This is a genomic window from Bradyrhizobium sp. ORS 375, assembly GCF_000239775.1.
Lineage (GTDB): Bacteria > Pseudomonadota > Alphaproteobacteria > Rhizobiales > Xanthobacteraceae > Bradyrhizobium.
On the sequence record NZ_CAFI01000159.1, the window covers coordinates 1 to 24,208 of the forward strand.

At 66.0% G+C, this 24,208-nt stretch carries 23 protein-coding genes; 12 read left to right on the forward strand and 11 right to left on the reverse strand.

Going from position 1 to position 24,208, the window contains the following annotated elements; all coding sequences use genetic code 11:
* Positions 1–743: helicase HerA domain-containing protein (locus BRAO375_RS13720; protein ID WP_035640243.1), on the reverse strand; the 743-nt coding region annotated here is incomplete at its 3' end.
* A 236-nt stretch (positions 744–979) separates the two neighbouring features.
* On the opposite strand from BRAO375_RS13720, the gene BRAO375_RS13725 reads away from it, so the two are divergent.
* Positions 980–4,678, forward strand: coding sequence for a PAS domain-containing protein (locus BRAO375_RS13725; protein WP_009028074.1), 3,699 nt, complete (start codon positions 980–982; stop codon positions 4,676–4,678).
* Positions 4,671–5,054, forward strand: a complete 384-nt coding sequence (locus tag BRAO375_RS13730; RefSeq protein ID WP_009028075.1) for a response regulator — start codon at positions 4,671–4,673, stop codon at positions 5,052–5,054. Before BRAO375_RS13725 ends, BRAO375_RS13730 begins: the two co-directional genes overlap by 8 nt.
* Positions 5,055–5,095: 41 nt before the next feature.
* Here the strand turns inward: BRAO375_RS13730 and BRAO375_RS13735 are convergent, their stop codons facing one another.
* Positions 5,096–5,938 carry an AAA family ATPase gene (locus BRAO375_RS13735; protein ID WP_008964954.1) on the reverse strand — a complete coding sequence of 281 codons (843 nt, stop codon included), beginning with the start codon at positions 5,936–5,938 and terminating at the stop codon, positions 5,096–5,098.
* An 89-nt stretch (positions 5,939–6,027) separates the two neighbouring features.
* Positions 6,028–6,273, reverse strand: a complete 246-nt coding sequence (locus BRAO375_RS13740) for a GlsB/YeaQ/YmgE family stress response membrane protein (RefSeq protein WP_009028076.1) — start codon at positions 6,271–6,273, stop codon at positions 6,028–6,030.
* 117 nt (positions 6,274–6,390) lie between these two features.
* On the opposite strand from BRAO375_RS13740, the gene BRAO375_RS13745 reads away from it, so the two are divergent.
* The 3 genes from BRAO375_RS13745 (at position 6,391) to sseA (ending at position 9,113) form a co-directional block, all read left to right on the forward strand.
* The gene (locus tag BRAO375_RS13745; protein ID WP_009028077.1) at positions 6,391–7,566 is read left to right on the forward strand and encodes a vWA domain-containing protein; all 1,176 of its coding nucleotides are present in this window, start codon (positions 6,391–6,393) and stop codon (positions 7,564–7,566) included.
* Positions 7,567–7,733: 167 nt separating this feature from the next.
* Positions 7,734–8,147 (forward strand): rhodanese-like domain-containing protein, encoded by a 414-nt coding sequence (locus BRAO375_RS13750; protein ID WP_009028078.1) that lies wholly within the window; start codon positions 7,734–7,736, stop codon positions 8,145–8,147.
* A 108-nt stretch (positions 8,148–8,255) separates the two neighbouring features.
* A complete protein-coding gene (gene sseA / locus BRAO375_RS13755; protein ID WP_009028079.1) occupies positions 8,256–9,113 on the forward strand; it encodes a 3-mercaptopyruvate sulfurtransferase in 858 nt (285 codons plus the stop codon).
* Between the two features lie 10 nt (positions 9,114–9,123).
* Here the strand turns inward: sseA and BRAO375_RS13760 are convergent, their stop codons facing one another.
* The gene (locus BRAO375_RS13760) at positions 9,124–10,104 is read right to left on the reverse strand and encodes a hypothetical protein (protein ID WP_009028080.1); all 981 of its coding nucleotides are present in this window, start codon (positions 10,102–10,104) and stop codon (positions 9,124–9,126) included.
* Positions 10,105–10,468: 364 nt separating this feature from the next.
* On the opposite strand from BRAO375_RS13760, the gene BRAO375_RS13765 reads away from it, so the two are divergent.
* Positions 10,469–11,713 carry a L,D-transpeptidase family protein gene (locus BRAO375_RS13765; protein ID WP_009028081.1) on the forward strand — a complete coding sequence of 415 codons (1,245 nt, stop codon included), beginning with the start codon at positions 10,469–10,471 and terminating at the stop codon, positions 11,711–11,713.
* 63 nt (positions 11,714–11,776) lie between these two features.
* Here BRAO375_RS13765 and BRAO375_RS13770 read toward each other — a convergent pair whose 3' ends face one another.
* Positions 11,777–12,739, reverse strand: coding sequence for a D-2-hydroxyacid dehydrogenase family protein (locus tag BRAO375_RS13770; RefSeq protein WP_009028082.1), 963 nt, complete (start codon positions 12,737–12,739; stop codon positions 11,777–11,779).
* 106 nt (positions 12,740–12,845) lie between these two features.
* Entirely contained in the window at positions 12,846–13,064 is a 219-nt protein-coding gene (locus tag BRAO375_RS13775; RefSeq protein WP_009028083.1) for a hypothetical protein, read from the reverse strand.
* A 301-nt stretch (positions 13,065–13,365) separates the two neighbouring features.
* On the opposite strand from BRAO375_RS13775, the gene ettA reads away from it, so the two are divergent.
* From ettA to BRAO375_RS13790, 3 genes are all read left to right on the forward strand, one after another.
* Positions 13,366–15,015, forward strand: coding sequence for an energy-dependent translational throttle protein EttA (gene ettA, locus BRAO375_RS13780; RefSeq protein WP_009028084.1), 1,650 nt, complete (start codon positions 13,366–13,368; stop codon positions 15,013–15,015).
* Between the two features lie 141 nt (positions 15,016–15,156).
* Entirely contained in the window at positions 15,157–15,738 is a 582-nt protein-coding gene (locus tag BRAO375_RS13785; RefSeq protein ID WP_009028085.1) for a TIGR00645 family protein, read from the forward strand.
* A gap of 61 nt (positions 15,739–15,799) precedes the next feature.
* Positions 15,800–17,044, forward strand: a complete 1,245-nt coding sequence (locus BRAO375_RS13790; RefSeq protein WP_009028086.1) for a lytic murein transglycosylase — start codon at positions 15,800–15,802, stop codon at positions 17,042–17,044.
* A gap of 83 nt (positions 17,045–17,127) precedes the next feature.
* Here BRAO375_RS13790 and BRAO375_RS13795 read toward each other — a convergent pair whose 3' ends face one another.
* Both BRAO375_RS13795 and BRAO375_RS13800 read right to left on the reverse strand, forming a co-directional pair.
* The gene (locus BRAO375_RS13795) at positions 17,128–17,409 is read right to left on the reverse strand and encodes a hypothetical protein (RefSeq protein WP_008964967.1); all 282 of its coding nucleotides are present in this window, start codon (positions 17,407–17,409) and stop codon (positions 17,128–17,130) included.
* Between the two features lie 221 nt (positions 17,410–17,630).
* A complete protein-coding gene (locus BRAO375_RS13800; RefSeq protein WP_009028087.1) occupies positions 17,631–17,969 on the reverse strand; it encodes a hypothetical protein in 339 nt (112 codons plus the stop codon).
* A gap of 165 nt (positions 17,970–18,134) precedes the next feature.
* Between BRAO375_RS13800 and BRAO375_RS36280 the strand changes: the two genes are divergently transcribed.
* The 3 genes from BRAO375_RS36280 to bfr all read left to right on the forward strand — a co-directional run bounded on the left by BRAO375_RS36280 (position 18,135) and on the right by bfr (position 19,450).
* Positions 18,135–18,398, forward strand: a complete 264-nt coding sequence (locus BRAO375_RS36280; protein WP_009028088.1) for a hypothetical protein — start codon at positions 18,135–18,137, stop codon at positions 18,396–18,398.
* Positions 18,399–18,559: 161 nt separating this feature from the next.
* Complete coding sequence (locus tag BRAO375_RS13805) at positions 18,560–18,844, forward strand: (2Fe-2S)-binding protein (RefSeq protein ID WP_035640246.1); 285 nt, start codon at positions 18,560–18,562, stop codon at positions 18,842–18,844.
* A 120-nt stretch (positions 18,845–18,964) separates the two neighbouring features.
* Positions 18,965–19,450, forward strand: coding sequence for a bacterioferritin (gene bfr / locus BRAO375_RS13810; RefSeq protein ID WP_006615586.1), 486 nt, complete (start codon positions 18,965–18,967; stop codon positions 19,448–19,450).
* Positions 19,451–19,554: 104 nt separating this feature from the next.
* Here bfr and BRAO375_RS13815 read toward each other — a convergent pair whose 3' ends face one another.
* From BRAO375_RS13815 to BRAO375_RS13825, 3 genes are read right to left on the reverse strand one after another with little or no spacing between them, the layout of a single operon-like run.
* Positions 19,555–19,866 carry a DUF3240 family protein gene (locus tag BRAO375_RS13815; protein WP_009028089.1) on the reverse strand — a complete coding sequence of 104 codons (312 nt, stop codon included), beginning with the start codon at positions 19,864–19,866 and terminating at the stop codon, positions 19,555–19,557.
* Positions 19,866–22,940 carry an efflux RND transporter permease subunit gene (locus tag BRAO375_RS13820; protein WP_009028090.1) on the reverse strand — a complete coding sequence of 1,025 codons (3,075 nt, stop codon included), beginning with the start codon at positions 22,938–22,940 and terminating at the stop codon, positions 19,866–19,868. The genes BRAO375_RS13815 and BRAO375_RS13820 overlap by 1 nt, the downstream gene beginning before the upstream one ends.
* Positions 22,937–24,064: an efflux RND transporter periplasmic adaptor subunit gene (locus tag BRAO375_RS13825; protein WP_009028091.1), complete on the reverse strand. Its 1,128-nt coding sequence runs from the start codon at positions 24,062–24,064 to the stop codon at positions 22,937–22,939. Before BRAO375_RS13825 ends, BRAO375_RS13820 begins: the two co-directional genes overlap by 4 nt.
* Positions 24,065–24,208: the final 144 nt, after the last annotated feature.

Genomic DNA, 24,208 nt, shown 5'->3' on the forward strand with positions numbered 1-24,208 from the left:
CCCAGCGGCCGGCGCGACAGCGCGGGGCCCAGTGCCATGAACTGGCCGCGCTCGAGGTCGCGGAACGCCTCGGCCTGACGCCGCTCCATGCCGAGCAGGTCGGCGGCGCGTGCCATGTCGATGTCGAGGAAGGTGCGGCCCATGAGAAAGTTCGAGGCTTCTGCCGCGACGTTCTTGGCGAGCTTCGCCAGACGCTGCGTCGCGATCACCCCCGCCAGTCCGCGCTTGCGGCCGCGGCACATCAGGTTGGTCATCGCGCCCAGCGAAGCTTTGCGCGCCTCGTCGGAGACTTCACCGGCGACGGCGGGCGCGAACAGCTGAGCTTCGTCGACGACGACGAGCATCGGGTACCAATGGTCGCGGGAGATCTCGAACAGCCCGTTGAGAAACGCGGCCGCCCGCCGCATCTGGTTCTCGGCATCGAGGCCTTCGAGATTGAGCACGGTGGAGACGCGATGAATACGTGCGCGCTCGCCGGCGACTTGGAGGGCGCGCTCGGTGTGGTCCTCGGCCTCGATGACGAGATGGCCGAATCGCTCCGCGAGCGTGACGAAGTCGCCTTCGGGATCGATGATCGTCTGCTGCACCCAGGGTGCGCTCTGCTCGAGCAGTCGTCGCAACAGATGCGATTTGCCGGAGCCGGAATTACCCTGCACGAGGAGGCGAGTCGCCAGCAGTTCTTCGAGGTCGAGGGCCGCAGGCGATCCCGCCGCCGTCTGCCCCATCTCGATCGCAACCGTCATGTGCCCCGACTCAAACCCGCGTCTCGCAGAGGGTGGCGCATATCAAGCCGGGGCACGCACGTCGAGCATTCCGGGTGGCTTGTCCCGTGTTCCGGATCGGCTGTGGATGGCGATGCGGAAAATGGAACTCACGGCGTGCTGTCCGGTTCCATGCTGGCCGTAAGGTTCTCCAGCCAGGCCCATGCTTGGCGTCGCCGCGCGTTTCACGATACTGTGCGGCGAAAAAGGGGCAACGCTTGAACGAGCACTCGGATGCCAGCCGCGGGAAGTTTCAGGTCCTCGCGCGCGGGGCCGATTTCCTGCAGGGCGGCGGACAGATGGGGGAGCTGATGCGCGCCCATGACTGGTCCTCGTCGCCGCTGGGCCCGCCGGAGTGCTGGCCGCAATCGTTGCGCACCTCGGTCAGCACCTGCCTCGATTGCGCATTCCCGATCCTGATCTGGTGGGGACCCGAGCTCGTCATGCTCTACAACGACGAGTATCGAGCGATCCTGGGCCCGCAGAAACACCCCTCCGCGCTGGGCGCTCCGGGCCGTGCGGTGTGGCCAGAGATCTGGGACGTCATCGGCCCGATGCTGCAGCAGGTCATCGCGCGCGGCGAGGCGACGCGCTCGCGCGATCTGCCGCTTTTCATTGATCGTCACGGCTATCTCGAAGAGACCTACTTCTCGTTCTCCTATTCGCCGATTCGCGATGAGACCGGCGGCGTCGGCGGCGTGTTCACGCCGGTCATCGAGACCACTGCCAAAGTCGTCGGCGAGCGTCGGATGCGGACCTTGCGCGATCTCGCTGCGCGTGGCCGCGCCGAGAGCTTGCAGCATGCCTGCCGCGGCGTGGCCGATATCCTCGCCGAGAACCCACACGACGTTCCATTCGCGCTGATCTATCAGCCAAGTGAGGATGGGCGATCGGCGCAGTTGCTCGGCGCCGCCGGCGTCGAGCCGGGCAACGCCGTCGCGCCCGAGCAGATCGTTCTCGATCTGGAAGAGGACGCACTCTGGCCGCTCGGAGGGGCGGCGCATGCGGTGGCCCCGGTGCGCGTCGAACTCGACGGCTCGCGGTTTGCTGATGTGCCGAGAGGCGCCTGGCCCGAGCCGCCACGGCTCGCGGAGGTGCTGCCGGTCACGACCGGACGCGAACGGCCGACTGCGATCCTGATCTGCGGCGCCAACCCGCGCCGTGCGCTTGATGCCGAGCACCAGGATTTTTTCAAGCTGATGGCAACTCAACTCGGCAGCTCGTTCGCAGAGACGCTCGCCTATGAGGAGGAGCGGCGGCGCGCGGAGGCGCTCGCCGAGATCGACCGGGCCAAGACCGAGTTCTTCGCCAATGTGAGCCACGAGTTTCGCACGCCGCTCACCCTGATGCTCAGCCCGCTCGAGGACATGCTGTCGCGACCGCAGGGGCCGCTGCCGGAGGATCGCGACAGGCTGGAGATCGCGCAACGCAATGCGTTGCGGCTGCTCAAGCTGGTCAATACGCTGCTGGACTTCTCGCGCCTCGAGGCCGGACGGATGCAGGCCACCTATGCGCCGGTCGATCTGGCGAACGTGACGGCCGAGCTCGCGAGCGTCTTCCGCTCGGCCATCGAGGCGGCGGGACTGAAGCTCATCGTCGATTGCCCGCCGTTGCAGGAAACCGCCTTCGTCGATCGCGACATGTGGGAGAAGATCGTCCTCAACCTCCTCTCCAATGCCTTCAAGTTCACCGTCACGGGCGAGATCGAGGTGAAGCTGCGCGGGTTAGATGGTCGTTTCGAGCTGTCCGTCCGTGATACCGGCACCGGCATTCCACAGCACGAACTGCCGAAGCTGTTCGAGCGCTTTCACCGCGTGGCTGGCGCTTCAGGCCGAACTCATGAGGGCTCGGGGATCGGGCTTGCGCTGGTGCACGAGCTTGCGAAGCTCCACGGCGGAGCGGTCGGCGTCGTCAGTGTGCCCGGAGAGGGCAGCACGTTCACGATCAGCATGCCGACGAGACCGCCGCGACTGGTCTCATCCAAGATCGACACCGCACCGCGGCCGGGTGCTGATCGGCGCTTGGCGCAACCGTTCATCGAGGAGGCGCTGCGCTGGTTGCCTGATACGTCGTCCCTCGACGCGCATATCGTCCGCGACCTCGACCCGGTGGCGCCATCCCGCGAAACAATCGGACTACGCCCTCGCATCCTGCTCGCCGATGACAATGCCGACATGCGTGATTATGTCCGTCGTCTGCTCACCGATCGTTACGAAGTCGAGACGGCGGCGGATGGCGAGGCCGCGCTTGCTGCGATCGCCCAGCGCAAGCCTGACCTCGTGCTGTCCGATGTGATGATGCCGCGGGTCGACGGCCTGCAATTGTTGGCGCGGCTGCGCGCCGACCCGCAGCTCAGCACGATCCCGCTGATTCTGCTGTCCGCGCGGGCGGGCGAGGAGAGCCGCGTCGAGGGCATGCAGGCGGGAGCTGACGACTATCTCATCAAGCCGTTCAGCGCGCGGGAGCTGCTGGCGCGCGTCGAGGCGTATCTGAAGATGGCCCGCGTTCGCGCCGAAGCGACCGAGCGTCTGCAGGCCAGCGAGGAACGCTTCCGCGCCTTCGTCACCGCGAGCTCGGATATCGTCTATCGCATGAGCCCGGACTGGAGCGAGATGCGCTATCTCCAGGGCAAGGATTTCATCGCCGACACGATGGATCCGAGCCAGGGCTGGCTCGCCAAGTATATTCATCGGGACGATCAGCCGCAGGTGATGGCCGCGATCCAGCGGGCGATCGAGGCGAAGGCCGCCTTCGAGCTCGAACACCGTGTTATCCGGCTCGACGGCACGCTTGGCTGGGCGCAATCACGCGCCGTGCCCATGCTCGATGCTCGCGGCGAAATTGTCGAGTGGTTCGGCGCGGCGCGCGACGTCACCGAGCAGAAGCAGGCCGAGCATGAGCTGCGCAAGAGCGAGGAGCGGCTGCGCAGCGCGGTGGAGGTCGGGCGACTGGGGCTGTGGGACTGGAATGTCGTAACCGGCGAGGTCTACTGGTCCGACGAGCACTTCCGCATGGAAGGCTATGGCGTCGGCGAGGTGACGCCGAGCTACGAGGCCTGGACGGTGCGGCTTCATCCGGAGGATCGTGCAGAGACAGAGGCGGCGCTGCGCCGGGCGATGGAGGCGGGCGAGGAATATGTGCGCGAGTTTCGCGTCGTGCACCCGAACGGCTCGATCCGCTATCTCTACGGCCGCGGGCGCTTCTTCTACGACGATGCCGGACAGCCGATCCGCATGACCGGCGCGATGATCGATGTGACCGAGCGGCGCGAATGGGAGGAGCGGCAGAAGGTGCTGGTCGCCGAGCTGCAGCATCGCACCCGCAATCTGTTGGCGGTCGTCCGCTCGATGGCCGACAAGACGGCCCGCGCCAGCACGGATCTCGCCGATTTCCGCGCCCGCTACCGCGATCGGCTGGACACCTTGTCCCGCGTGCAGGGACTGTTGTCGCGCCTGAAGGAGCATGACCGCGTCACCTTCGACGATCTGATCCGCAGCGAGCTGTCCGCGGTGGCAGGCGGGTCCGAGCGCGTTGAGCTTTCAGGTCCGTCGGGCGTGCGGCTGCGGTCATCCACCGTGCAGACGCTCGCCATGGCGCTGCATGAGCTCGCCACCAACGCCGTGAAATATGGTGCCCTCGCGCAGCCGGCGGGCCGTCTCGCAGTGGTCTGGTCGCTCGAACGGCGCGGCGCTGACGACAGACCCTGGCTGCACATCGACTGGCGGGAGAGCGGCGTCGTGATGCCGCCGCCCGGTGCCTTGCCCGGCGGCACGGGGCAGGGGCGTGAACTGATCGAGCAGGCCTTGCCCTATCAGCTCAGCGCCAGGACCGCGTACTCCCTGGCGCCCGACGGCATCCGCTGCACGATTTCGATTCCCGTTTCACTCACCACGCTGGAGCTCGACGATCATGCTTGAACGCCCGCTGAGTGACCGCCGCATTCTCATTGTCGAGGACGAGTACATGCTTGCCGACGAACTGCGGGCAGAACTCGGTGACGCCGGCGCCACGGTGCTGGGACCGGTCGGAACCGTCACCGATGCGCTCGTTCTCGCAGCGCGCGAGGGGGCGATCGACGGCGCCGTTCTCGACGTCAACCTGCGCGGCGAGATGGCGTTTCCGGTTGCGGACCTGCTGATCGAACGCGGCATCCCCTTCGTGTTCACGACGGGCTATGACGAATCCATCATTCCCGACCGGTTCTCGAACATCCTCCGCTGCGAGAAGCCGATCGCAGTCGACGGAATCATCGGTGCGCTCGGTCGCATGGTCGAGACCGGAACGAGACAATGAGGCCTCGGCGGCGGAGGGCCGCCGAGCGCGCGGCGGAGAACTCAGACCTCGCGCCGGCTGAGGAAGGCGAGGCGCTCAAACAGATGCACGTCCTGCTCGTTCTTGAGCAGGGCGCCGTGCAGCGGCGGGATCAGCTTGCGCGGATCGCGCTCGCGCAGCTGCTCGGGCCCGATGTCCTCGTTGAGCAGGAGCTTGAGCCAGTCGAGCAGCTCGGAGGTCGACGGCTTCTTCTTCAGGCCGGGCACGTCGCGCACCTCGAAGAAGATCCGCAGGGCCTCCTCGACCAGCCGCTTCTTGATGTTCGGGAAGTGCACGTCGACGATCCGGCCCATCGTGTCGGCATCGGGGAACTTGATGTAGTGGAAGAAGCAGCGGCGCAGGAACGCGTCGGGCAGCTCCTTCTCGTTATTGGAGGTGATGATGACGATCGGGCGCAGCTTGGCCTTGATGGTCTCGTTGGTCTCGTAGACGTGGAACTCCATCCGGTCGAGCTCGAGCAGCAGATCGTTCGGAAACTCGATGTCGGCCTTGTCGATCTCGTCGATCAGCAAAACCGGACGCTGCTCGGCGGTGAAGGCCTCCCACAGCTTGCCGCGCTTGATGTAGTTCTTGATGTCGGACACTCGGGAGTCGCCGAGCTGGCTGTCGCGCAGCCGCGACACGGCGTCGTATTCGTAGAGGCCCTGCTGAGCTTTGGTGGTCGACTTGATGTGCCAGGTGAGCAGCGGCGCGTTGACGGCCTTGGCGACCTCCTCGGCCAGCACGGTCTTGCCGGTCCCCGGCTCGCCCTTCACCAGCAGTGGGCGCTCGAGCACGATCGCCGCGTTGACGGCCACTTTGAGGTCGTCGGTGGCGACGTAGTCCTGGGTACCGGTAAATTTCATCGGGCCTCGCTTGTCGGTCGAACTTGTGTTGAGTGGCTACGCCGCGGCAGCGGCTTTGAGATGATGGCTGCCATCGGAAGCGGAAATAATCAAGCGCGCCGGATCAGCGAGAGGATCACGAGCACGATGACCGCACCGATCGTGGCGTCCAGGATCGACCCCAACGTGCCGCTCGCCAGCGCAATGTGCAGCGCCGGCAGCACGTAGCTCGCGACCAGGGCGCCGACGATGCCGATCACCATGTTGCCGATCAGGCCGAAACCGGCGCCGCGCACGATCAGCCCGGCCAGCCAGCCCGCGATGGCGCCGATGATCAGCGCTGCAATGATACCCATGAAAACCCCCATTCCATCCGTGGTTCCTGGGATTGTAGAGCAAAAAGCCGCCCGGTCCAGGCCAAGCCCAAAGGAGCGGCCCTTGACGTGCCCTCTTGGCCGCGCGATCTAATGGGCATGTTCCTGCAATTCTTCACAGCACTGCGCGACGCGCAGGTCCCGGTCTCCTTGCGTGAATATCTCACGCTGATGGAGGCCATCGATGCCGATCTCGCCGAGCATTCGGTGGAGAACTTCTACTATCTGTCGCGCACGGCGCTGGTGAAGGACGAACGCAATCTCGATAAGTTCGATCGCGTCTTCGGCACCGTGTTCAAGGGGTTGGAAAATCTCCTGGATGCGATGGAGAAGGCCGAAATCCCCGAGGAGTGGCTGCGCAAGCTCGCCGAGAAGTACCTCACCGAGGAAGAGAAGAAAGAGATCGAGGCCATGGGCTGGGACAAGCTCATGGAGACCTTGAAGAAGCGGCTGGAAGAGCAGAAGGGCCGCCACCAGGGCGGCAACAAGTGGATCGGCACCGCCGGCACCTCGCCATTCGGTGCTTACGGCTACAATCCCGAAGGCGTCCGCATCGGCCAGGACAAGAACCGCAACAACCGCGCCGTGAAGGTGTGGGACCGCCGCGAGTTCAAGGACCTCGACGGCAATGTCGAGCTCGGCATCCGCAACATCAAGGTGGCGCTGCGGCGCCTGCGCAAATTCGCCCGCACCGGCGCGCCGGACGAGCTCGATCTGGACACCACGATCCGAGAGACCGCCAATCACGGCTATCTCGACGTGCACATGCGTCCCGAGCGGCGCAACGCGGTGAAGGTCCTGGTGTTCTTCGACATCGGCGGCTCGATGGATTCCCACGTCGCGCAGGTCGAGGAATTGTTCTCGGCGGCTAAGACCGAATTCAAGCACATGGAATATTTCTACTTCCACAACTGCCTCTACGAGGGGGTTTGGAAGCAGAACAAGCGGCGGTTCACCGACCGTACGCCGACCTGGGACGTGCTGCACAAGTACCCGCACGACTACAAGGTGGTCTTCGTCGGCGACGCCTCGATGAGCCCTTACGAGATCATGGTGCCGGGCGGCTCGGTCGAGCACGTCAACGAGGAGCCGGGCTCGGTGTGGCTCGATCGCGTCATCCGCACCTATCCGCACACGGTGTGGCTCAATCCGGTGGCGCAGAAGCACTGGGACTATTCGGAATCCACCACCATCATCCGCCGCATCTTCTCCGAGCGCATGTATCCGATCACGATCGAAGGGCTGGAGAATGCGATGAAGGAGCTGGTGCGGTAGAACGGCCCCGTCATTCCGGGGCGGTCGCGACAGCGACCGGACCCGGAATCCAGAAGTCGTCGTATCAGCTCTGGATTCCGGGTTCGGTCCTGCGGACCGCCCCGGAATGACGGCGAATGTGACGGCGTGCCAGATGCCAAGAGGACGCGCCAAGAGGAAACGAGAGAATGCCCCAGACCATCACCCGCGGCATCAAGGCGCTGCTCGACGAAGCCAATGCCGAGATCGAGACGCTCTCCGCCGCTGAAGCGATCGAGGTCGCCAAGCGCGACGACGTCGTGATCGTCGACATCCGCGATCCGCGCGAGATCGAGCGCGAGGGCAGGATCCCCGGCGCATTCTCCTGCACCCGCGGCATGCTGGAATTCTGGATCGACCCGCAGAGCCCCTACGCCAAGCCGATCTTTCAGCAGGACAAGACTTTCATCTTCCACTGCGCCGGCGGCCTGCGCTCGGCGCTCGCCGCCAAGACCGCCAAGGATATGGGCCTGAAGCCGGTCGCGCATATCGGCGGCGGCTTCGCCGCGTGGCGCGAGGCCGGCGGGCCTGTCGAGGCCTGGGCGCCGAAGAAGAAGGATTGAACGAACGCGTCACACGCGGGCTTGACCCGCGTGTCCATCGCTTGAAGAAGATGGATCGCCGGATCGAGTCCGGCGATGACGAATGGAAAGTGACGCTGGAGCCTCGCGATGACCACCCCTAACGACCCGCTCGTTACCACCGACTGGCTCGCGGCGCATCTCGGTGATCCCAAGGTCAAGGTGCTCGACGCGACCTTCAAGATGCCCGGCGTGCTGCCGCTCCCGAAGGACGACTACCTGAAGGCGCACATTCCCGGCGCCGCCTTCTTCGACGTTGATGAGGTCTCCGACCATTCCAATCCGCTGCCGCACATGTATCCGAGCGCGGAGCAGTTCAGCCGCGACGCGGCAAGGCTCGGCGTCAGCAATGCCGACACGGTGGTGGTCTACGACGCCGGCGGCTGGGTGGCCGCGCCGCGCGCCTGGTGGATGTTCCTGTCGTTCGGCCACCAGGATGTCCGCGTGCTCGACGGCGGCTTGAAGAAGTGGATCGCCGAGGGACGACCTGTCGACGGTGGCCAGGTGACGCCGAGCGCCGGAACGTATGTCGCGAGCTTCGACGCCGCGCGCGTCCGCAAGATCGAGCAGATGGTGGCCAATCTCGCCGCGGGGGCGGAGCAGGTGATCGATGCCCGTCAGGCGCCGCGCTTCGCGGGTGAGGTGGCCGAGCCACGGCCGGGCCTGCGATCCGGCCACATTCCCGGCAGCCGCAATCTGCCTTACGCGGACTTGTTCGACGCCGCGACGGGCGTGATGAAGCCGCTGGAGGAGCTGCGCAAGGCGTTCGGTGCGGCCGGCGTCGATCTTGGCAAGCCGATCGTCACCTCCTGCGGATCTGGTGTGTCCGCAGCCGTGCTGACATTGGCGCTCTACCGGCTCGGCATCCGCGACACCGCGCTCTACGACGGCTCCTGGTCGGAATGGGGCGTCGAGAACGGCCCGCCGGTCGCAACCGGTCCGGCCTGATCCGACGCCGTCATCGCGTGCGCGGACCGGCGGCCTGTTGGCCGATCGCCTGGGGCTGTCCGAACGGCTGCTGGCCGAACGGATCGGGGAAGGCCTGTTGTTGCTGCTGGGCAGCCGCCTCGCGGGCTGCGCGGACCCGCTGCGCGTAGCGCCGCTGCTTGGCACGACGTGCCGCAAGCTGCTTCTCGCGCGCCTGGCGCTTCTTCAGCACGCTCCGCCGCAACTGGACGCTGGCCACCTTCACCGAGGCCCGGTGCTCGCTTGCGGCCGGACGTTCCTGATGGACGGGCTGTTCGGCGAGCGCGGCGAGCTTGGCGGCAATCGGATCGAGCACGGCCGTGACGGGGGCGGGCGATGAGAGCGGGGCCGCCGCCGGATCGGCGCTGGCAACGACCTGAGGTGCAGGCGGAGCTGCTGCTGGAACGACCGCCGCATCGCCCGAAGCGACGGGGGCGGCTGGAGCTGCGGCGTCCGACGCCGTGTCCATCTTGGGCTTGTCGGCTGCCTTTTCAACGACCGCAATGCCCGTCTCTGAAACGGTAGGGTCTGGCCTGACGCTATCTCGGCTTGGGTCGGGCGTCGTGACTGCCTTGGCGACAATGATGGCCTTCGTGGTGTCGACCGTTTCTGCCGGCAGCGAGGGCGTCGGCAATGCGGGGGCTTCCGCGACCGGTGTCACGTCCGGCTTCTCGGCGACCGGCGCCGACGCTGGGCTCGGCAGCTCGGCCGGACTGACCACGGCGGGCGGAGGCTCGACGGCGAGCGTTGGCTGCGTCGGGGTCGGCTCGACGCGCAGCACGGCCAAAACCGGCGTCGGCTCGGCCGGAGGCAGGAATGTCGTGAAGCCCGATGCCTGTGTCGAGCGCCAGGACGAATTGCTGGCGAACTGCTCATGGGCAGCGCGCAACAGGGCAGCAGCGCCCATGCCGAAGATGGTGAGAGAGATGGAGCAGACGATCGCGGCGACCAGAAAACGAAAGCCGGGAAGCATTGACGGGAACTCTCCGCCACGGCAGCGGGACTGCCGAGACATTCGAGCCAGTAGGGAACGCGGTGATCACAGGGAATGGCCGCGTTCGCGACGGGGCCGGCTTCTGCCGTGCATCGCGAATCAGGCTGAAGTCAGAATACCGAAAGCGTTCCCGCTCGCTCGCCAAATCGCGGCGTTCATGCGGCCTGCAGCGGCTCGGCTGCACTTTTTCGGCGGCGTGAGACTTCCGTGCAACGACGGAGACATGATCACAAATTGCCGAATTGGGACCGCGCTGGGCCGATTTGTCTTGAATGCGCCGCTATCTTCGGCCATCTGGCACAGCAAAGGTCCCAATCGGCGGCTTGGGGATACTGCAAGGGCAATGATGATCAGACAAATCCTGACGGTTTGCGCGGTCGCGGCAGCGGGCGTGGCGGCAACTTCGTCTGTCGAGGCACAGCAGGTCTATCAGACGGCGCCCGGCGCGTATTCGCCTGCGCCGACGCCTTATCCCACCGACATGCGCGGCCAGGGTCCGGATTTTGACGCGATCGACGACGAGGACGCCCCCGGCAACTCGGCCGCGCTGCCCCCGCCTGGTCCCGTGATGTCGCCGGACGATCCGCGCTATGGCCGCCCAGCCCACGCTCCGGTTTATGGCGCCGCGCCGAATGGGCCGGTTCTGTCACCCGATGATCCGCGCTATGGCCGTCCGGCGGGTGCGCCGGTCTACAGTGCTGCGCCGAACGGCCCTGTGATGTCTCCGGATGATCCGCGTTACGGCCGCCCGGCCGGTCCGCCGCCGGTGATCTATGCCGATCGTCCCGCCGCGGGCCAGCAGGCTTATGGCGGTACCTACGGCAATGCCGCGCCCGGTGGCGATGCCGGCGCGCCGCGCCCGCCTGGAGTCGTGGGCGGCGCATCCTCCGTGCCGGGGACCGCCCAGGCGCCTGCCGGTAACCGGCCGATGACGGTCGCGGCGCTTCCGCCCGAGGAGCAGCCCGATGCCGCGCCGGCACCGTTGCCGGCGAACCTGCGCCGCCAGGAGGTCGACTTCGTCACCAAGGAGCCGCCGGGGACGATCGTCGTCGATACGCCGAACACCTACCTCTATCTGGTGCTCGGCAATGGCCGGGCGATGCGCTACGGCGTCCGAGTCGGTCGCGAGGGTTTCACCTGGACCGGCGTGCAGAAGATCACCAAGAAGACCGAGTGGCCGGATTGGTATCCGCCGAGCGAGATGATCGAACGCCAGCCCTATCTGCCGCGCTTCATGGCCGGCGGTGAGGGCAATCCGCTCGGCGCTCGCGCGATGTATCTCGGCTCGACCGTTTACCGCATCCACGGCACCAACCAGCCTTCGACGATCGGCAAGTTCGTGTCGTCTGGCTGCATCGGCATGCTGAACGAGGACGTCTCCGACCTGTTCGACCGCGTCAAGGTCGGCACCCGTGTCGTCGTCATGCCGGGCGGCGCGCCAGCGGGGTCCAACAAGAACATGGCGGCCGCAGCCAACGGCGCCCCGGCGCCGGCCCCGCAGCAGGCTCCGGTTCAGGCCCAGGCCAATGTCCCGGCCGCCCAGCCGGCCACGATGCAGCCGCTGCCGCCGCCGGTCACCATCCGCTGAGCGGGCTTCGATCGATGGTCAAACACCCTCCTCACGGAGGGTGTTTTGCTATTTGGAAGCCGATCAGGCCAACCGGCGCGGCGGCTCAGCGCCACCGAGCCAGGCTGCGATGCACTCGACCATCTGGCCGTAATGGGCGCGAAAGCTCTCCTCGGTGACGTAGCCGAGATGCGGGGTCAGCACGACGTTGTCGAGCCCGCGTAGCGGATGAACGACCGGCAGCGGCTCGACCGTGAACACGTCGAGGCCGGCGCCCGCGATGCGCTTCTCACGCAGGGCCTGCAGCAGCGCCACTTCATCCACGATCGGCGCCCGCGAGGTGTTGACGAGATAGGCCGAGGGCTTCATCCGGGCGATATCGGCGGCACCAACCAGCCCGCGCGAGCGGTCGCTGAGCACGACATGGATCGTGACGATATCGGCAGTCGCAAACAGCTCGTCCTTGGTGGCGTAGCCCACCCCGGCGTCCTTGCAGCGCTCCGGTGTCAGATTCGGGCTCCAGGCGATGACGTTCATGCCGAACGCCTTGGCGAGCCCCGCAACCTTGTTGCCGAGCTTGCCGAGGCCGATGATGCCGAGCGTCCGTCCCTCGATCTCCACCCCGCCCAGCGCCTGCCAAGGCTGTCCGGCATGCATGCGGGCATTCTCCTGGCCGATCCGGCGGGTCAGCTCCAGGATCAGGCCCATGGTCAGCGGCGCTGTCGGATCGCGGCCATATTGCGTGCCGCAGAGCACGATGCCGCGGACCTTGGCGGCGTCCGTGTCGATCGCCGCATTGCGCATGCCCGAGGTGATCAGCAGCTTGAGCTTCGGCAGCCGCTCGATCAGGGCGCGCGGGAACGGCGTCCGCTCGCGCATCGCGCAGACGATGTCGAAATCGGCCAAAGCGGCGGCGGCCGCGTCCTCATTGGCGAATGGATGCGTGAAGGCGGTGACATCGACGCGGTCGGCCAGCCGGGGCCAGTCGGCCAGCGACAGGGCCGTATCGTAATAGTCGTCGAGGATTGCACAGCGCAGCCGCGTCATCGGTCGGATCCATTCGGGGTGGGAAGGGCGACGGCTGGTCGCCTGGCGAATGGACATCATCGTTGCGCGCAAAGCGCCGCCGGCGCAAGCGGGGCACCGCTCAAGATCAGTCGAGGTCGGCCTTGATGCGGAACGCGGCGTCGTCGCCGTATTTCGCGCGCCAGGCCGGGCCCGGGCCGCGCATGTAGTGCAATTCCGGCCGATAGGGGTTGAAGGCGCGCGCCACGAATTCGCGCCAGAAGCTCCTGACGTCGTCGAGCAGGCCGGATCGATTCGGGCGTTCTGCCGCTGCTGCGGACAGGGAGGCTGACGTGAGGGTGGCCATGACGGGCTCTCGCTGTTGTCGTCTCGGCTTGTCGCCGCTTGGGCGCGCGGTTCTCGCGGGCCGAGCCCGACTGTCCCGCCGAATTAATTAAAAGATGGTTGCAATTGTCGTGATCGACCGCACACATGGTGAGGGACCCGTAATCATCCTGGAGACACGGCCCGGCGGAACGGTTCGACCGGCATTCTCCCGGTGATTGTCCCGGCCAATGACCGCCTCGCCGGTTGCCCTTTGCAGACCGCGCGGTTACATCAGCGGCAACCATTTTCCGAAAATTCCGGCAGGTTTCGAGGGACACGCGATGGCGCGCCAGTTCGTCTACTTCATGCAGGGTCTGTCCAAGACCTATCCGACCCGCAAGGTGCTCGATAACATCCATCTGTCCTTCTACCCGGATGCCAAGATCGGCGTGCTCGGCGTCAACGGCTCGGGCAAGTCGACCCTGCTCAAGATCATGGCAGGCATCGACAAGGACTACACCGGCGAGGCCTGGGTCGCCGAGGGCGCCCGCGTCGGCTACCTCGAGCAGGAGCCGCAGCTCGATCCCAAGCTCACGGTGCGCGAGAACGTCATGCTCGGCGTCGGCAAGCAGAAGGCGATCCTGGATCGCTACAACGAGCTGGCGATGAACTACTCCGAGGAAACCGCCGACGAGATGACCAAGCTGCAGGACGAGATCGAGGCCCAGGGCCTGTGGGATCTCGACAGCAAGGTCGACCAGGCGATGGATGCGCTGCGCTGTCCGCCCGACGACGCAGATGTGAGCAAGCTCTCCGGCGGTGAGCGCCGCCGCGTGGCGCTGTGCCGGCTGTTGCTCGATCAGCCTGAGCTGCTGCTGCTCGACGAGCCCACCAACCATCTCGACGCTGAATCGGTGTCCTGGCTCGAAGGCCATCTGCGCAACTATCCCGGCGCGATCCTGATCGTCACCCACGATCGCTACTTCCTCGACAACGTCACCAGCTGGATCCTCGAGCTCGATCGCGGCCGCGGCATCCCCTACGAGGGCAATTATTCGTCCTGGCTGCAGCAGAAGCAGAAGCGGCTGGAGCAGGAGGGCCGCGAGGACGCCGCGCATCAGCGCACGCTGGCGCGCGAGCAGGAGTGGATCGCGGCCTCGCCCAAGGCCCGCCAAGCCAAGTCCAAGGCGCGCTATCAGCGCTACGAGGAGCTGCTCAAGAAGGCCAGCGAGAAGCAGACCCAGACTGCCCAGATCATCATCCCCGTCGCCGAGCGCCTGGGCAACAACGTCGTCGATTTCGACGGCCTGTCGAAGAGCTTCGGCGACCGCGTGCTGATCGACAATCTCACCTTCAAGCTGCCGCCCGGCGGCATCGTCGGCGTGATCGGCCCGAACGGCGCCGGCAAGACAACGCTGTTCCGCATGATCACGGGGCAGGAGAAGCCCGACGCCGGCACCATCACCGTCGGCGAGACCGTGCATCTCGGCTATGTCGATCAGTCGCGCGACGCGCTCGACGGCAACAAGACCGTGTGGGAGGAGATCTCCGGCGGCAACGAGCTGATCCTGCTCGGCAAGAAGGAAGTGAACTCGCGCGGCTACTGCTCGGCGTTCAACTTCAAGGGCGCCGATCAGCAGAAGAAGGTCGGCGCGCTTTCCGGCGGTGAGCGCAATCGCGTGCATCTCGCCAAGATGCTGAAGTCCGGCGCCAACGTCCTGCTGCTCGACGAGCCGACCAACGACCTCGACGTCGACACGCTCCGGGCGCTCGAAGAGGCGCTGGAGGATTTCGCCGGCTGCGCCGTCATCATCAGCCACGACCGCTGGTTCCTCGATCGTATCGCGACCCACATGCTGGCCTTCGAGGGCGACAGCCACGTCGAGTGGTTCGAGGGCAACTTCCAGGACTATGAGAAGGACAAGATGCGCCGGCTTGGCCAGGACAGCGTGATCCCGCACCGGGTCAAGTACAAGAAGCTGACGCGCTGATCTCGATCGCGAGGCGCGACGCTTGTCTCTGCTCCGGGACAAAGCGTCGCGCCTTTGCTGCGACTTGTTGTCGCTTCCGCGCGCTGCGCGATTGCGTAGATAGACGTTCCGCAATCCCATCTAGCCGCGAGATTTCTCATCATGTCTTCCTCCGACGCGACCCTGTCCTCCAAGGGCGGAGCGCTGCGCCCCATACCCATGCTCATTTTTGGCTCGCGCTGGCTGCAGCTGCCGCTCTATGTCGGGCTGATCATCGCGCAGGGCGTCTATGTCGTGCTCTTTCTCAAGGAGCTCTGGCACCTGTTCGCCCACGCCTTCGATTTCTCCGAGCAGCAGATCATGCTCGCGGTGCTCGGCCTGATCGACGTCGTCATGATCTCGAACCTGCTCGTGATGGTGATCGTCGGCGGCTACGAGACCTTCGTGTCGCGGCTGAACCTGCAGGGCCATCCCGACGAGCCGGAATGGCTCAGCCACGTCAACGCCAGCGTGCTGAAGATCAAGCTGGCGATGGCGATCATCGGCATCTCCTCGATCCATCTGCTGCGAACCTTCATCGAGGCTGGTGCGCTGTCCTCGGGCAAGTCGACCTACACCGAGACCGGCGTGATGTGGCAGACCATCATCCACACCGTGTTCATCCTCTCAGCGATCGGCATCGCCATGGTCGACAAGCTGTCGAACGCAGCGATCGAGGAGGCGAAGCAGGCAGCGGGGCATTGAGGCACGGTTCCAGCGCCGAGCCAACGTTCACAAGACTCCCGGCCTGTGATAGCCCTGCGGCATGGCTCGGCAGTTGCTCTTGCGCTTGCGCAATCTTGTCATCCTCGGTGTTGCGCTCTGCTCGCTCGGCGGCGGTTCTGCGCGCGCCGCCGACGCCGCCTTCGCTCAATTCGTCGCCTCACTCTGGCCAGAGGCCAAAGAGCAGGGCGTTTCGCGCGCGACGTTCGATGCCGAGACGCGCGGGCTCGAGCCCGACTACAAGCTCCCCGATCTGTTGCTGCCCGGCCGCCCGGCGACCGGCGCTCCGGCGCAGGCCGAGTTCGTGCAGGTGCCGGCCGACTACATCAAGGAAGCCTCGATCGTGCGGCTGGCCGCGCACGGCCAGAAGCTGATCCAGCAATATCGTCCGGCGCTCGTCGAGATCGAGCGCCGCTTCGGCGTGCCCGGCCCGATCGTGCTCGCCATCTGGGGCCGCGAGACCGATTTCGGCCGCTACGCGCTGCCCTATGATGCGCTGCGCGTGCTGGCGACCCAGGCCTATGTCGGCCGGCGCAAGGACCAGTATCGCACCGAGTTCATCATGGCGCTGAAGATGCTGAGCGACGGCGTGGTGTCGCGGGGCGATCTCAGGGCGTCGTGGGGCGGCGCGGTCGGCCTGACGCAGTTCCTGCCATCGGAGTACTACAAGCACGGCGTCGATCTCGACGGCGACGGCAAAATCGATCTCTGGCACTCGGTGCCGGATGCGCTGGCCTCGGCGGCCAAGCAGCTCGCTAACAAGGGCTGGCAGAGCGGCGTGCGCTGGGCCTACGAGGTCAAGCCGCCGGCCAACGTCGATTGCACGACGGGCGTGCCGGAGGTGAAGAAGCCGATCGCGGAGTGGCTGCGGGCCGGCTTCGTTCCGGTGCGCGGCCAGCGGCTGAGCGCCGCGGAGCAGCAGCCGGCGTCCCTGCTGCAGCCCGAGGGCATCTACGGCCCGGCGTTCCTGACGACGGCGAACTACTTCGTCATCAAGGAGTACAATTTCTCCGACCTCTACGTGCTGTTCGTCGGCCATCTCGCCGATCGCATGACCAGTCCGGCCGGCTTCGCCACGCCCTGGTCGGCCTCGCAGCAGCTGCGGAGCAAGGATGTCGAGGCGATGCAGAAGGGGCTCACGCGGCTTGGCCTCTACGCGGACAAGCTCGACGGCAAGGCCGGCATGCAGACCCGCGCCGCGCTCGGCACGTTCCAGAAAAAGGCCGGGCTGAGGGTGGACTGCTGGCCCAGCGAATCGGTGCTTCAGGCGATCAACGCCGCACGCTGACGGCGCCCGCGAGAGAGAGATGCGCGAAGCAAAAAGCCCGGCCGTGGGGCCGGGCTCGTGCCGCATCGAGATGCGTGGATTGATCAGTAGCAGACGCGAACCGGGCGGGACACCCAGCCGTAGCCGTCCCAATAGCGCTCACGGCGCCACACGCACGGGGGCGGGCCCGGCGGGGGAGCTTCGACATAGACCGGGCCGCCATAGGCCGGGCGGCTGGAGGCGATCGCGCCGCCGATCAGGGCGCCGCCGATCAGGCCGGCAGCCACGCCGGCGCCGACATCGCCAGCCTTGGCGGCCGGCGCGGTCACGCTCAGCGAACCGGCGATTGTCGCAACCGCAAGCACGGCGGTCAGGATCTTCTTCATGGTTCAAGATCTCCTGCAGAAGCGCCCCTGGAGGCGCCGGGTTGAAGATTGTTTTTCGCTCGATTGAGGGCCGTCAGCGTCGGGAGAAAACACGACAATCCGTCAACCCTTCGTAAACCCTCCAAGACCCCATGCGACCGAAAAACGGTTTTTTCTGGCCAAGTCGGCCGGCGTCATCCGAAATTCCGGTGCAAGGTCATGGAATTAATGAAGGTGAACGCTCACTCGCAGACGCGCACGCGGCGAATCCGCCAGCCGTAGCCGTCCCAGAAGCGCTGGCGCTGCCAATAGCAGGCGTAGCCGGGATCGGCCACGTAGGCCGGGCCGCCGTAATAGGAGTAGCCGGGTCCGTAGGAATAGCCGGGCGAGTAGGAGTATCCGGGCCCGTAGTAGTAGGGATTGCTGCCCGCAGCGATCGCGCCGCCAATGAGCGCGCCGCCGATCAGTCCGGCCGCGACGCCGGCCGCAACACGCCCGTTGCGCGCTTCCGCCGGGGCCGGGGCCAGCGCGGCAGTCGACAGGGTCGCGACGGCGGCCAGGGCCGCAAGAGTCTTCTTCATGACCTCACCTTTCTCAGTCCAGGTCGACAGATGGCGCATCAAGCGATGCGACAGGTTCCCATATCCCGCTTGAATGATCAATGAACGGGCGCGTCCCATTGGACGTCCCATCTTGAGGAGGCGTTCAATGGTGCGTTGCACAAAATTCGATCCGGCATCAATGCCATGACGGTCGCTTTGGTTATCGCTGTGGCCGTCGGGCTGACCTCGGCCGTAGGTTATTTGCTGCTGGTGCTGAACGACCGCCGCCGGCAGGGCTCCCGGCGCTGGTCGTCGGACGGCGGCAGCCTCGATGCCAGCAGTGGCTCCGGATTCAATCTCGGCAATTGGTTTTCAAATACCGCAACCGATGTGATGGGGAACCCGATCGACGGCGGAGGTGACAGTGGTGGAGATGGCGGCGGAGGTGACGGAGGAGGCGGTGATTGAGGGATCTCGGCCGCGACTTTGATCTGCAGCAACGTCGCGTAGTTAGACTCGTTCTAGTTAGCTTACGAGATTGGAATAGCTTCAAAAGCGCCGTTTTCCCTTTGCGCCGCCAGGAGCTGATGACTATCGATAGCTGACCAAGGACGATTGGCCGGTTTCTCATGATTGTTTGTTCCTGCAACGTCATCAGCGATCACGACATCCGCAAGGCGGTGACCTCGGCGGACGAATTGCCGCGGAGCCCGAAGCAGGTCTATGGCTGCCTCGGCTGCAGCGCGGAATGTGGTCGGTGCGCGCGCACCATCAAGACCATCATCGATGAGGCGCTGGGGCCCTGCGCGCGTGCCTGCCAGGCGGGTTGCAAACACGCCCACGACCATGCTCACGCATCCGTCCAGGCGGCCGACGATGACCTCCAAAGCCGGTTTGCGCTGGCGGCCTGCTAACGGGCCACTGCCTCCAATCTCGCCTGCTCAAGCCCCAAAAATGCACATGAACGGGGGTCGTCTCCGCACTTCGAACCTGTTATTGAGCGCCTGCGGCCTCTAACTTTTCGGAGCTTATCTATGCAGGGCGACCCCAAGGTCATCGAATATCTCAACAAGGGATTGCGCAGCGAGCTGACTGCCATCAACCAGTATTGGCTGCACTATCGCCTGCTGAACAACTGGGGCCTTCTCGAGATGGCCAAGGTCTGGCGCAAGGAATCCATCGAGGAGATGGAGCACGCCGACAAGTTCACCGACCGCATCCTGTTCCTCGACGGCTTTCCGAACATGCAGGTGCTCGATCCCCTGCGCATCGGTCAGAACGTCAAGGAGATCATCGAGTGCGATCTCGCCGCAGAGATCGGCGCGCGGACGCTCTATCAGGAAGCCGCAACCTATTGCCACGGCGTCAAGGACTACGTGTCGCGCGATCTGTTCGAGCAGCTGATGAAGGACGAGGAGCATCACATCGATTTCCTCGAGACCCAGCTCGATCTGATCGGCCGCATCGGCCTCGAGCTCTACACCCAGAAGCACGTCGGCGGGCTCGAGAGCGAGCACTGACGCGCGAAAAGGCGGCGGTCTCATTTGGGGCGAGGTCGATTCGGGGCTGTTGACCGGACCCTGAATCGACCGCCTGACCGGCGCAGGCTGAGAGCGAGGCGCGCTCAGTCGATGATGCCGAACTCCGTCACCGGCACCACCCAGTAGACGAGCTTCGTTCCCGCAAACGCGGTCCTGAGCCGCTCCAGCAGCCGCCCGACATCCGCCTCCTGCAGCACGATCCGCACGACGATCTCGTCCGCATGTCCCTTGACCTGTTCCGCGGCGGTCCGCAGCCGGATGCGTGCGCCATGTCCAGCCGCATCCGAGGCGGTGAAGCCCGTCACGAGATCAGTCTGATCGTTCACGTAGTCGAACAGCTCGTCGCGCAGCTCGCGCGGTGCGGTCAGCGTCAGGCATGCCGCTTGATTCATCATCACGCTTCCTTTGCGGCCGCGCCGTAGCGGCGATACAGGATCGGCAGCAGGATCAACGTCAGCAGGGTGGACGACAGCAGGCCGCCGATCACGACGATCGCCAGCGGACGCTGCACCTCCGATCCCGGCCCGGTGGCGAACAGCAGCGGGATCAGGCCCAGCGCGGTGATGCTGGCCGTCATCAGCACCGGACGCAGCCGGCGCCGCGCACCTTCGACGACGATGCGCTGCTCCGAAAGCCCATGGCTCCGCAGCTGATTGAAGTGCGAGACCAGCACGACGCCGTTCAGCACGGCGATTCCGAGCAGCGCGATGAAGCCCACGGAGGCAGGGACCGAGAGATATTCTCCGGTCGAGACCAGCGCGAACACGCCCCCGATCAGGGCGAAGGGAATGTTGACGAGCACCAGCAGAGCCTGACGGACGGAGCCGAACGTGGTGAACAGCAGCACGAAGATCAGCCCGATCGCGACCGGAACGACGACCGAAAGCCGCGCGGCAGCGCGCTGCTGGTTCTCGAACTGTCCGCCCCAGGTCAGCCGATAGCCGGCAGGCAGCTGCAACTCGGATGCGACCTTCTGCTGGGCCGCCTGGACGAAGCCGACCATGTCGCGGCCGCGGACATTGCTGCGCACCACGCTCATGCGATTGCCGTCCTCGCGGTCGATCTTGACCGGACCGTCGACGCGCTGGATGCGCGCGACCTGCGACAAGGCGACGTGCTGTCCGGCAGCCAGCGTCAGCGGCAGCATCCCGAGCAGGGTCGGTGCCTCGCGGGTGGTCTCGCTGCCGCGCACCAGAATCGGCGTTCGCCTGCCGTTCTCGAGCGCGGTGCCGATGGTCCGGCCCTCGATCTGGGTGCGCAGCGAGTTGGCGATCGAATCGACCGTCAGGCCCAGACGACCGGCCTCCAGCCGGTTGACCGTGACCGTGTAGTACTGCGCGCCCTCGTTCAGCGTGGTGTAGACATCCTCCGCGCCATCGATGCTCGAGAGGATCGTCGACAGCTTCGCTGCGACGTCGTTGAGCGTGGCGATGTCCGGGCCGAAGATCTTCACGGCGACGTCGCCGCGCACGCCGCTGATCATCTCCTGCACGCGCATGTCGATCGGCTGGGTGAAGCTCAGCGAGATGCCCGGGAAATCGGTCAACACCTCGCGCAGCTTCTGCAGCAGGGCGTCGCGGCTATGGGTTTGCCGCTGGTCGGCGGGCTTGAGCACCAGGAACGTGTCGGTCTGGTTCGGCCCCATCGGGTCGAGACCGAGCTCGTCCGAGCCGGTGCGGGCGATGATGCCGGCGATGTCGGGGACCTTCATCAGCGCCGTCTGCAGCCGCGCGTTGATGGCGAGGGATTCGTCGAGATTGACGGAGGGAAGCGTCTCCACGCTCACGATGATGTCGCCTTCGTCCATCGTCGGCATGAAGGTCTTGCCGAGCTGAGTGTAGCCATAACCGGCGGCAACGAGGCCGAGCAGCGCGACCACGATCACCTTGCGCTCGTTGTCGAGCGCCCAGCCGAGCGCGGGCGCATAGACGCGCTGCGCCGCGCGGATCAGCAGCGGATCCTGATGGGACGCCGATCGAAGCGCGAACGACGTCGCGACCGGGATCACCGTCAGCGCGAGCAGCAGCGAGGCCGCCAGCGCAAAGATGATCGCGAGCGCCACCGGGATGAACAGCTTGCCTTCCAGCCCCTGCAGGGTCAGCAGCGGCACGAACACGATGATGATGATCAGCACCCCGGAGGCGACCGGCTGCAGCACCTCGCAGACCGAGCGATAGACGATGTGGACCAGGGGCGTGGTCTTGCCGGATTCGTGCCGGCCGAGATTGCCGACGATGTTCTCGACTACGACCACGAGCGCATCGATCAGCATGCCGATCGCGATCGCAAGTCCGCCGAGGCTCATCAGATTGGCCGACATGCCGACCGCGCGCATCACCAGGAGCGCGATCACGATCGCGAGCGGCAGGCTGAGCGCAATCACCAGCGAGGCGCGCCAATTGCCCAGGAACAGCAGCAGCAGCACGACGACCAGCACCGTGGCCTCGCCCAGCGCCCGCACGACGGTGCCGACGGCGCGGTTGACCAGGCGGCTGCGGTCATAGAACACGTTGATGCTGACGCTGGCAGGGAGTGATGGCTTCAGCTCCTCCAGCCGCGTGCGCACGTCGCGCACGAGCTGTCCGGCATTGGCGCCGCGCAGTCCGAGCACGAGGCCTTCGACCGTTTCGCCCTTGCCGTCGGTCGTGACCGCGCCATAGCGGGTCAGGGCGCCGATTCTCACCCGTGCCACGTCGCTGACCCGGATCGGGACGCCGTCGCGGGTCTCGACGACGATCCCCCTGATGTCGTCGATGCCGCGGATGCTGCCCTCGATTCGCACCAGGGCGCTGTCCTCGCCCTGGTTGACGCGGCCGGCGCCGTCGTTGCGGCTGTTGGCCTCGATCGCCTTGCGGAACAGCTCGGATGAAATGCCGCGGGCGGCCAGCGCGTCGTTGCGCGGCACGATCTCGAAGGCTCGGACGTAGCCGCCGAGCGCGTTGACGTCGGCGACGCCCGGCACGGTGCGCAGCGCCGGCCGGATCACCCAGTCGAGCAGACTGCGCCGTTCGGCGAGCGACAGCTCCGGGCTATCGATCGTGAACATGAACATCTCGCCGAGCGGGCTCGTGATCGGCGCCAGCCCGCCGCTCACGCCCTCGGGGAAGTCGCGAGAGATGTTCGAAAGCCGCTCCGAAACCTGATTGCGCGCCCAGTAGATATCTGTGCCGTCCTCGAAATCGACAGTGATGTCGGCGAGCGCGTATTTGGTGGTGGAGCGCAGGATCTTCTTGTTGGGCAGGCCGAGCAGCTCGAGCTCGATCGGAACGGTGATGCGCTGCTCGACCTCCTCGGGGGTCAGGCCCGGCGCCTTCATGATGACCTTGACCTGGACCGGCGAGACGTCCGGGAAGGCATCGATCGGCAGGCTCGGCAGGAAGACGGCCGCGGCGCCGACCAGCAGCAGCACGCCGAGCAGGACGAACAGTCTCTGCGCCAGCGCGAAGGCGACCAGCCGGTGCAGCATCATTGCCCCAGCCGCGAGAGGATGCCGCGCAGCGCCGAGATGCCGCCGACCGCCACTTCGTCCTTGTCGGAGACCGGCCCGGACACCACGACATGGTCCTGGTCCTCGGCGAGCAGCGTCACTGGGACCTGCCGGAAGCCACCTTCGATCGCGACGAAGATCGAGGTCTGCTCACCGCGCCGGACCAGGCCGCTATAGGGGATTTCCCAGGCGCTTTCGCCGGCGGAGATGAAGCCGATGCGCGCCGCCGCGGTCTGCCCCGAATGCAGCTCGCCATTGTTGGGGATCTCGGCGCGGACGAGGATCGTCTGGGTCGCGGCGTCGGTCGTCTCCGACACCAGGATGACACGACCGGGCGTGGCATAGCCGTCGATGTCGACGCGTGCGCCGGTCTTGATGGCGCCGATGTTGGTGGCGGGAATCGCGATCTCTGCCCAGAGCGGTGACAGCCGTGCGAGCTTCACCAGCGGTGCGGCCTGCTCCATGCGCTGGCCCGGCGACACCACGATGTCGACCACGGACGCGGCCTGCGGCGCGTTCACCGTCAGCGTTGCGCTGATCGCCGCCTCGTTGGTCAGCCGCGTGATGGCCTCGTCCGAGAGGCCGCTGAGATGCAGCATCTGCCGCCGCTCGGCGACCACGATGCTGGCCTGGCGCGCCTCGGCCTGGCTGGATTCCAGAACGCGCTGCGGGATCGCCTTGCCCTCGAACAGGTCGGCGTTGCGCTTCAACTGCTGGGCAGCGAGGACCTCCTGCGCGAGCGCATGCAGGTATTCGCGCTGCAGAGACACGAAGCTCGGGCTTTCGAGCGTCAGCAGCGGTTGTCCGACACTGACGCGATCGCCGCGCGCGACCGCCAGGTTGGTGACCATGCCGGACACCGGCGCGCTGACGACCCATAATTGCGGCGTCGGAATCACGATCTGCGCGGGGTAGGGCAGCGTCATGTCGTTCCGGCTCGAAACGGGATGCGTGACGCGGATGCCGAGGCTCTGCGCCTGCGCCGGCGTGAGCTTCACGTCTTCGGCCGACGCCGCACCGGGTGTCGTGCACAGGGCAATCAGGAGCAGCGCGCCCGCCAGACGGCGGGGCGTCGCAAGAGGGATGGCGCGGACGGATACGGGCATCGACTGCGATCGTTTCCAGCTTCAACGACATTTTTCAACTAGCTCAGATCGCTTCCGCGACTGCTGAGCTGCATCAAGATGTGGGCTCACGAGCGCGAGCGCGCCACCGATGGACCAAGAAAGATGACTCGAAGCTGACATGAG

What these genes read in the sequence shown, in the direction of transcription:
- bfr (WP_006615586.1), top strand. Translation starts at nt 18,965, where the DNA reads ATGCAGGGCGACCCCAAGGTCATCGAATATCTCAACAAGGGATTGCGC.
- BRAO375_RS13775 (WP_009028083.1), bottom strand. Translation starts at nt 13,064, where the DNA reads ATGGCCACCCTCACGTCAGCCTCCCTGTCCGCAGCAGCGGCAGAACGC.
- BRAO375_RS13760 (WP_009028080.1), bottom strand. Translation starts at nt 10,104, where the DNA reads ATGCTTCCCGGCTTTCGTTTTCTGGTCGCCGCGATCGTCTGCTCCATC.
- BRAO375_RS13770 (WP_009028082.1), bottom strand. Translation starts at nt 12,739, where the DNA reads ATGACGCGGCTGCGCTGTGCAATCCTCGACGACTATTACGATACGGCC.
- BRAO375_RS13740 (WP_009028076.1), bottom strand. Translation starts at nt 6,273, where the DNA reads ATGGGTATCATTGCAGCGCTGATCATCGGCGCCATCGCGGGCTGGCTG.
- BRAO375_RS13750 (WP_009028078.1), top strand. Translation starts at nt 7,734, where the DNA reads ATGCCCCAGACCATCACCCGCGGCATCAAGGCGCTGCTCGACGAAGCC.
- ettA (WP_009028084.1), top strand. Translation starts at nt 13,366, where the DNA reads ATGGCGCGCCAGTTCGTCTACTTCATGCAGGGTCTGTCCAAGACCTAT.
- BRAO375_RS13825 (WP_009028091.1), bottom strand. Translation starts at nt 24,064, where the DNA reads ATGCCCGTATCCGTCCGCGCCATCCCTCTTGCGACGCCCCGCCGTCTG.
- BRAO375_RS36280 (WP_009028088.1), top strand. Translation starts at nt 18,135, where the DNA reads ATGACGGTCGCTTTGGTTATCGCTGTGGCCGTCGGGCTGACCTCGGCC.
- sseA (WP_009028079.1), top strand. Translation starts at nt 8,256, where the DNA reads ATGACCACCCCTAACGACCCGCTCGTTACCACCGACTGGCTCGCGGCG.
- BRAO375_RS13795 (WP_008964967.1), bottom strand. Translation starts at nt 17,409, where the DNA reads ATGAAGAAGATCCTGACCGCCGTGCTTGCGGTTGCGACAATCGCCGGT.
- BRAO375_RS13735 (WP_008964954.1), bottom strand. Translation starts at nt 5,938, where the DNA reads ATGAAATTTACCGGTACCCAGGACTACGTCGCCACCGACGACCTCAAA.
- BRAO375_RS13765 (WP_009028081.1), top strand. Translation starts at nt 10,469, where the DNA reads ATGATGATCAGACAAATCCTGACGGTTTGCGCGGTCGCGGCAGCGGGC.
- BRAO375_RS13790 (WP_009028086.1), top strand. Translation starts at nt 15,800, where the DNA reads ATGGCTCGGCAGTTGCTCTTGCGCTTGCGCAATCTTGTCATCCTCGGT.
- BRAO375_RS13800 (WP_009028087.1), bottom strand. Translation starts at nt 17,969, where the DNA reads ATGAAGAAGACTCTTGCGGCCCTGGCCGCCGTCGCGACCCTGTCGACT.
- BRAO375_RS13815 (WP_009028089.1), bottom strand. Translation starts at nt 19,866, where the DNA reads ATGATGAATCAAGCGGCATGCCTGACGCTGACCGCACCGCGCGAGCTG.
- BRAO375_RS13820 (WP_009028090.1), bottom strand. Translation starts at nt 22,940, where the DNA reads ATGATGCTGCACCGGCTGGTCGCCTTCGCGCTGGCGCAGAGACTGTTC.
- BRAO375_RS13745 (WP_009028077.1), top strand. Translation starts at nt 6,391, where the DNA reads ATGTTCCTGCAATTCTTCACAGCACTGCGCGACGCGCAGGTCCCGGTC.
- BRAO375_RS13805 (WP_035640246.1), top strand. Translation starts at nt 18,560, where the DNA reads ATGATTGTTTGTTCCTGCAACGTCATCAGCGATCACGACATCCGCAAG.
- BRAO375_RS13730 (WP_009028075.1), top strand. Translation starts at nt 4,671, where the DNA reads ATGCTTGAACGCCCGCTGAGTGACCGCCGCATTCTCATTGTCGAGGAC.
- BRAO375_RS13785 (WP_009028085.1), top strand. Translation starts at nt 15,157, where the DNA reads ATGTCTTCCTCCGACGCGACCCTGTCCTCCAAGGGCGGAGCGCTGCGC.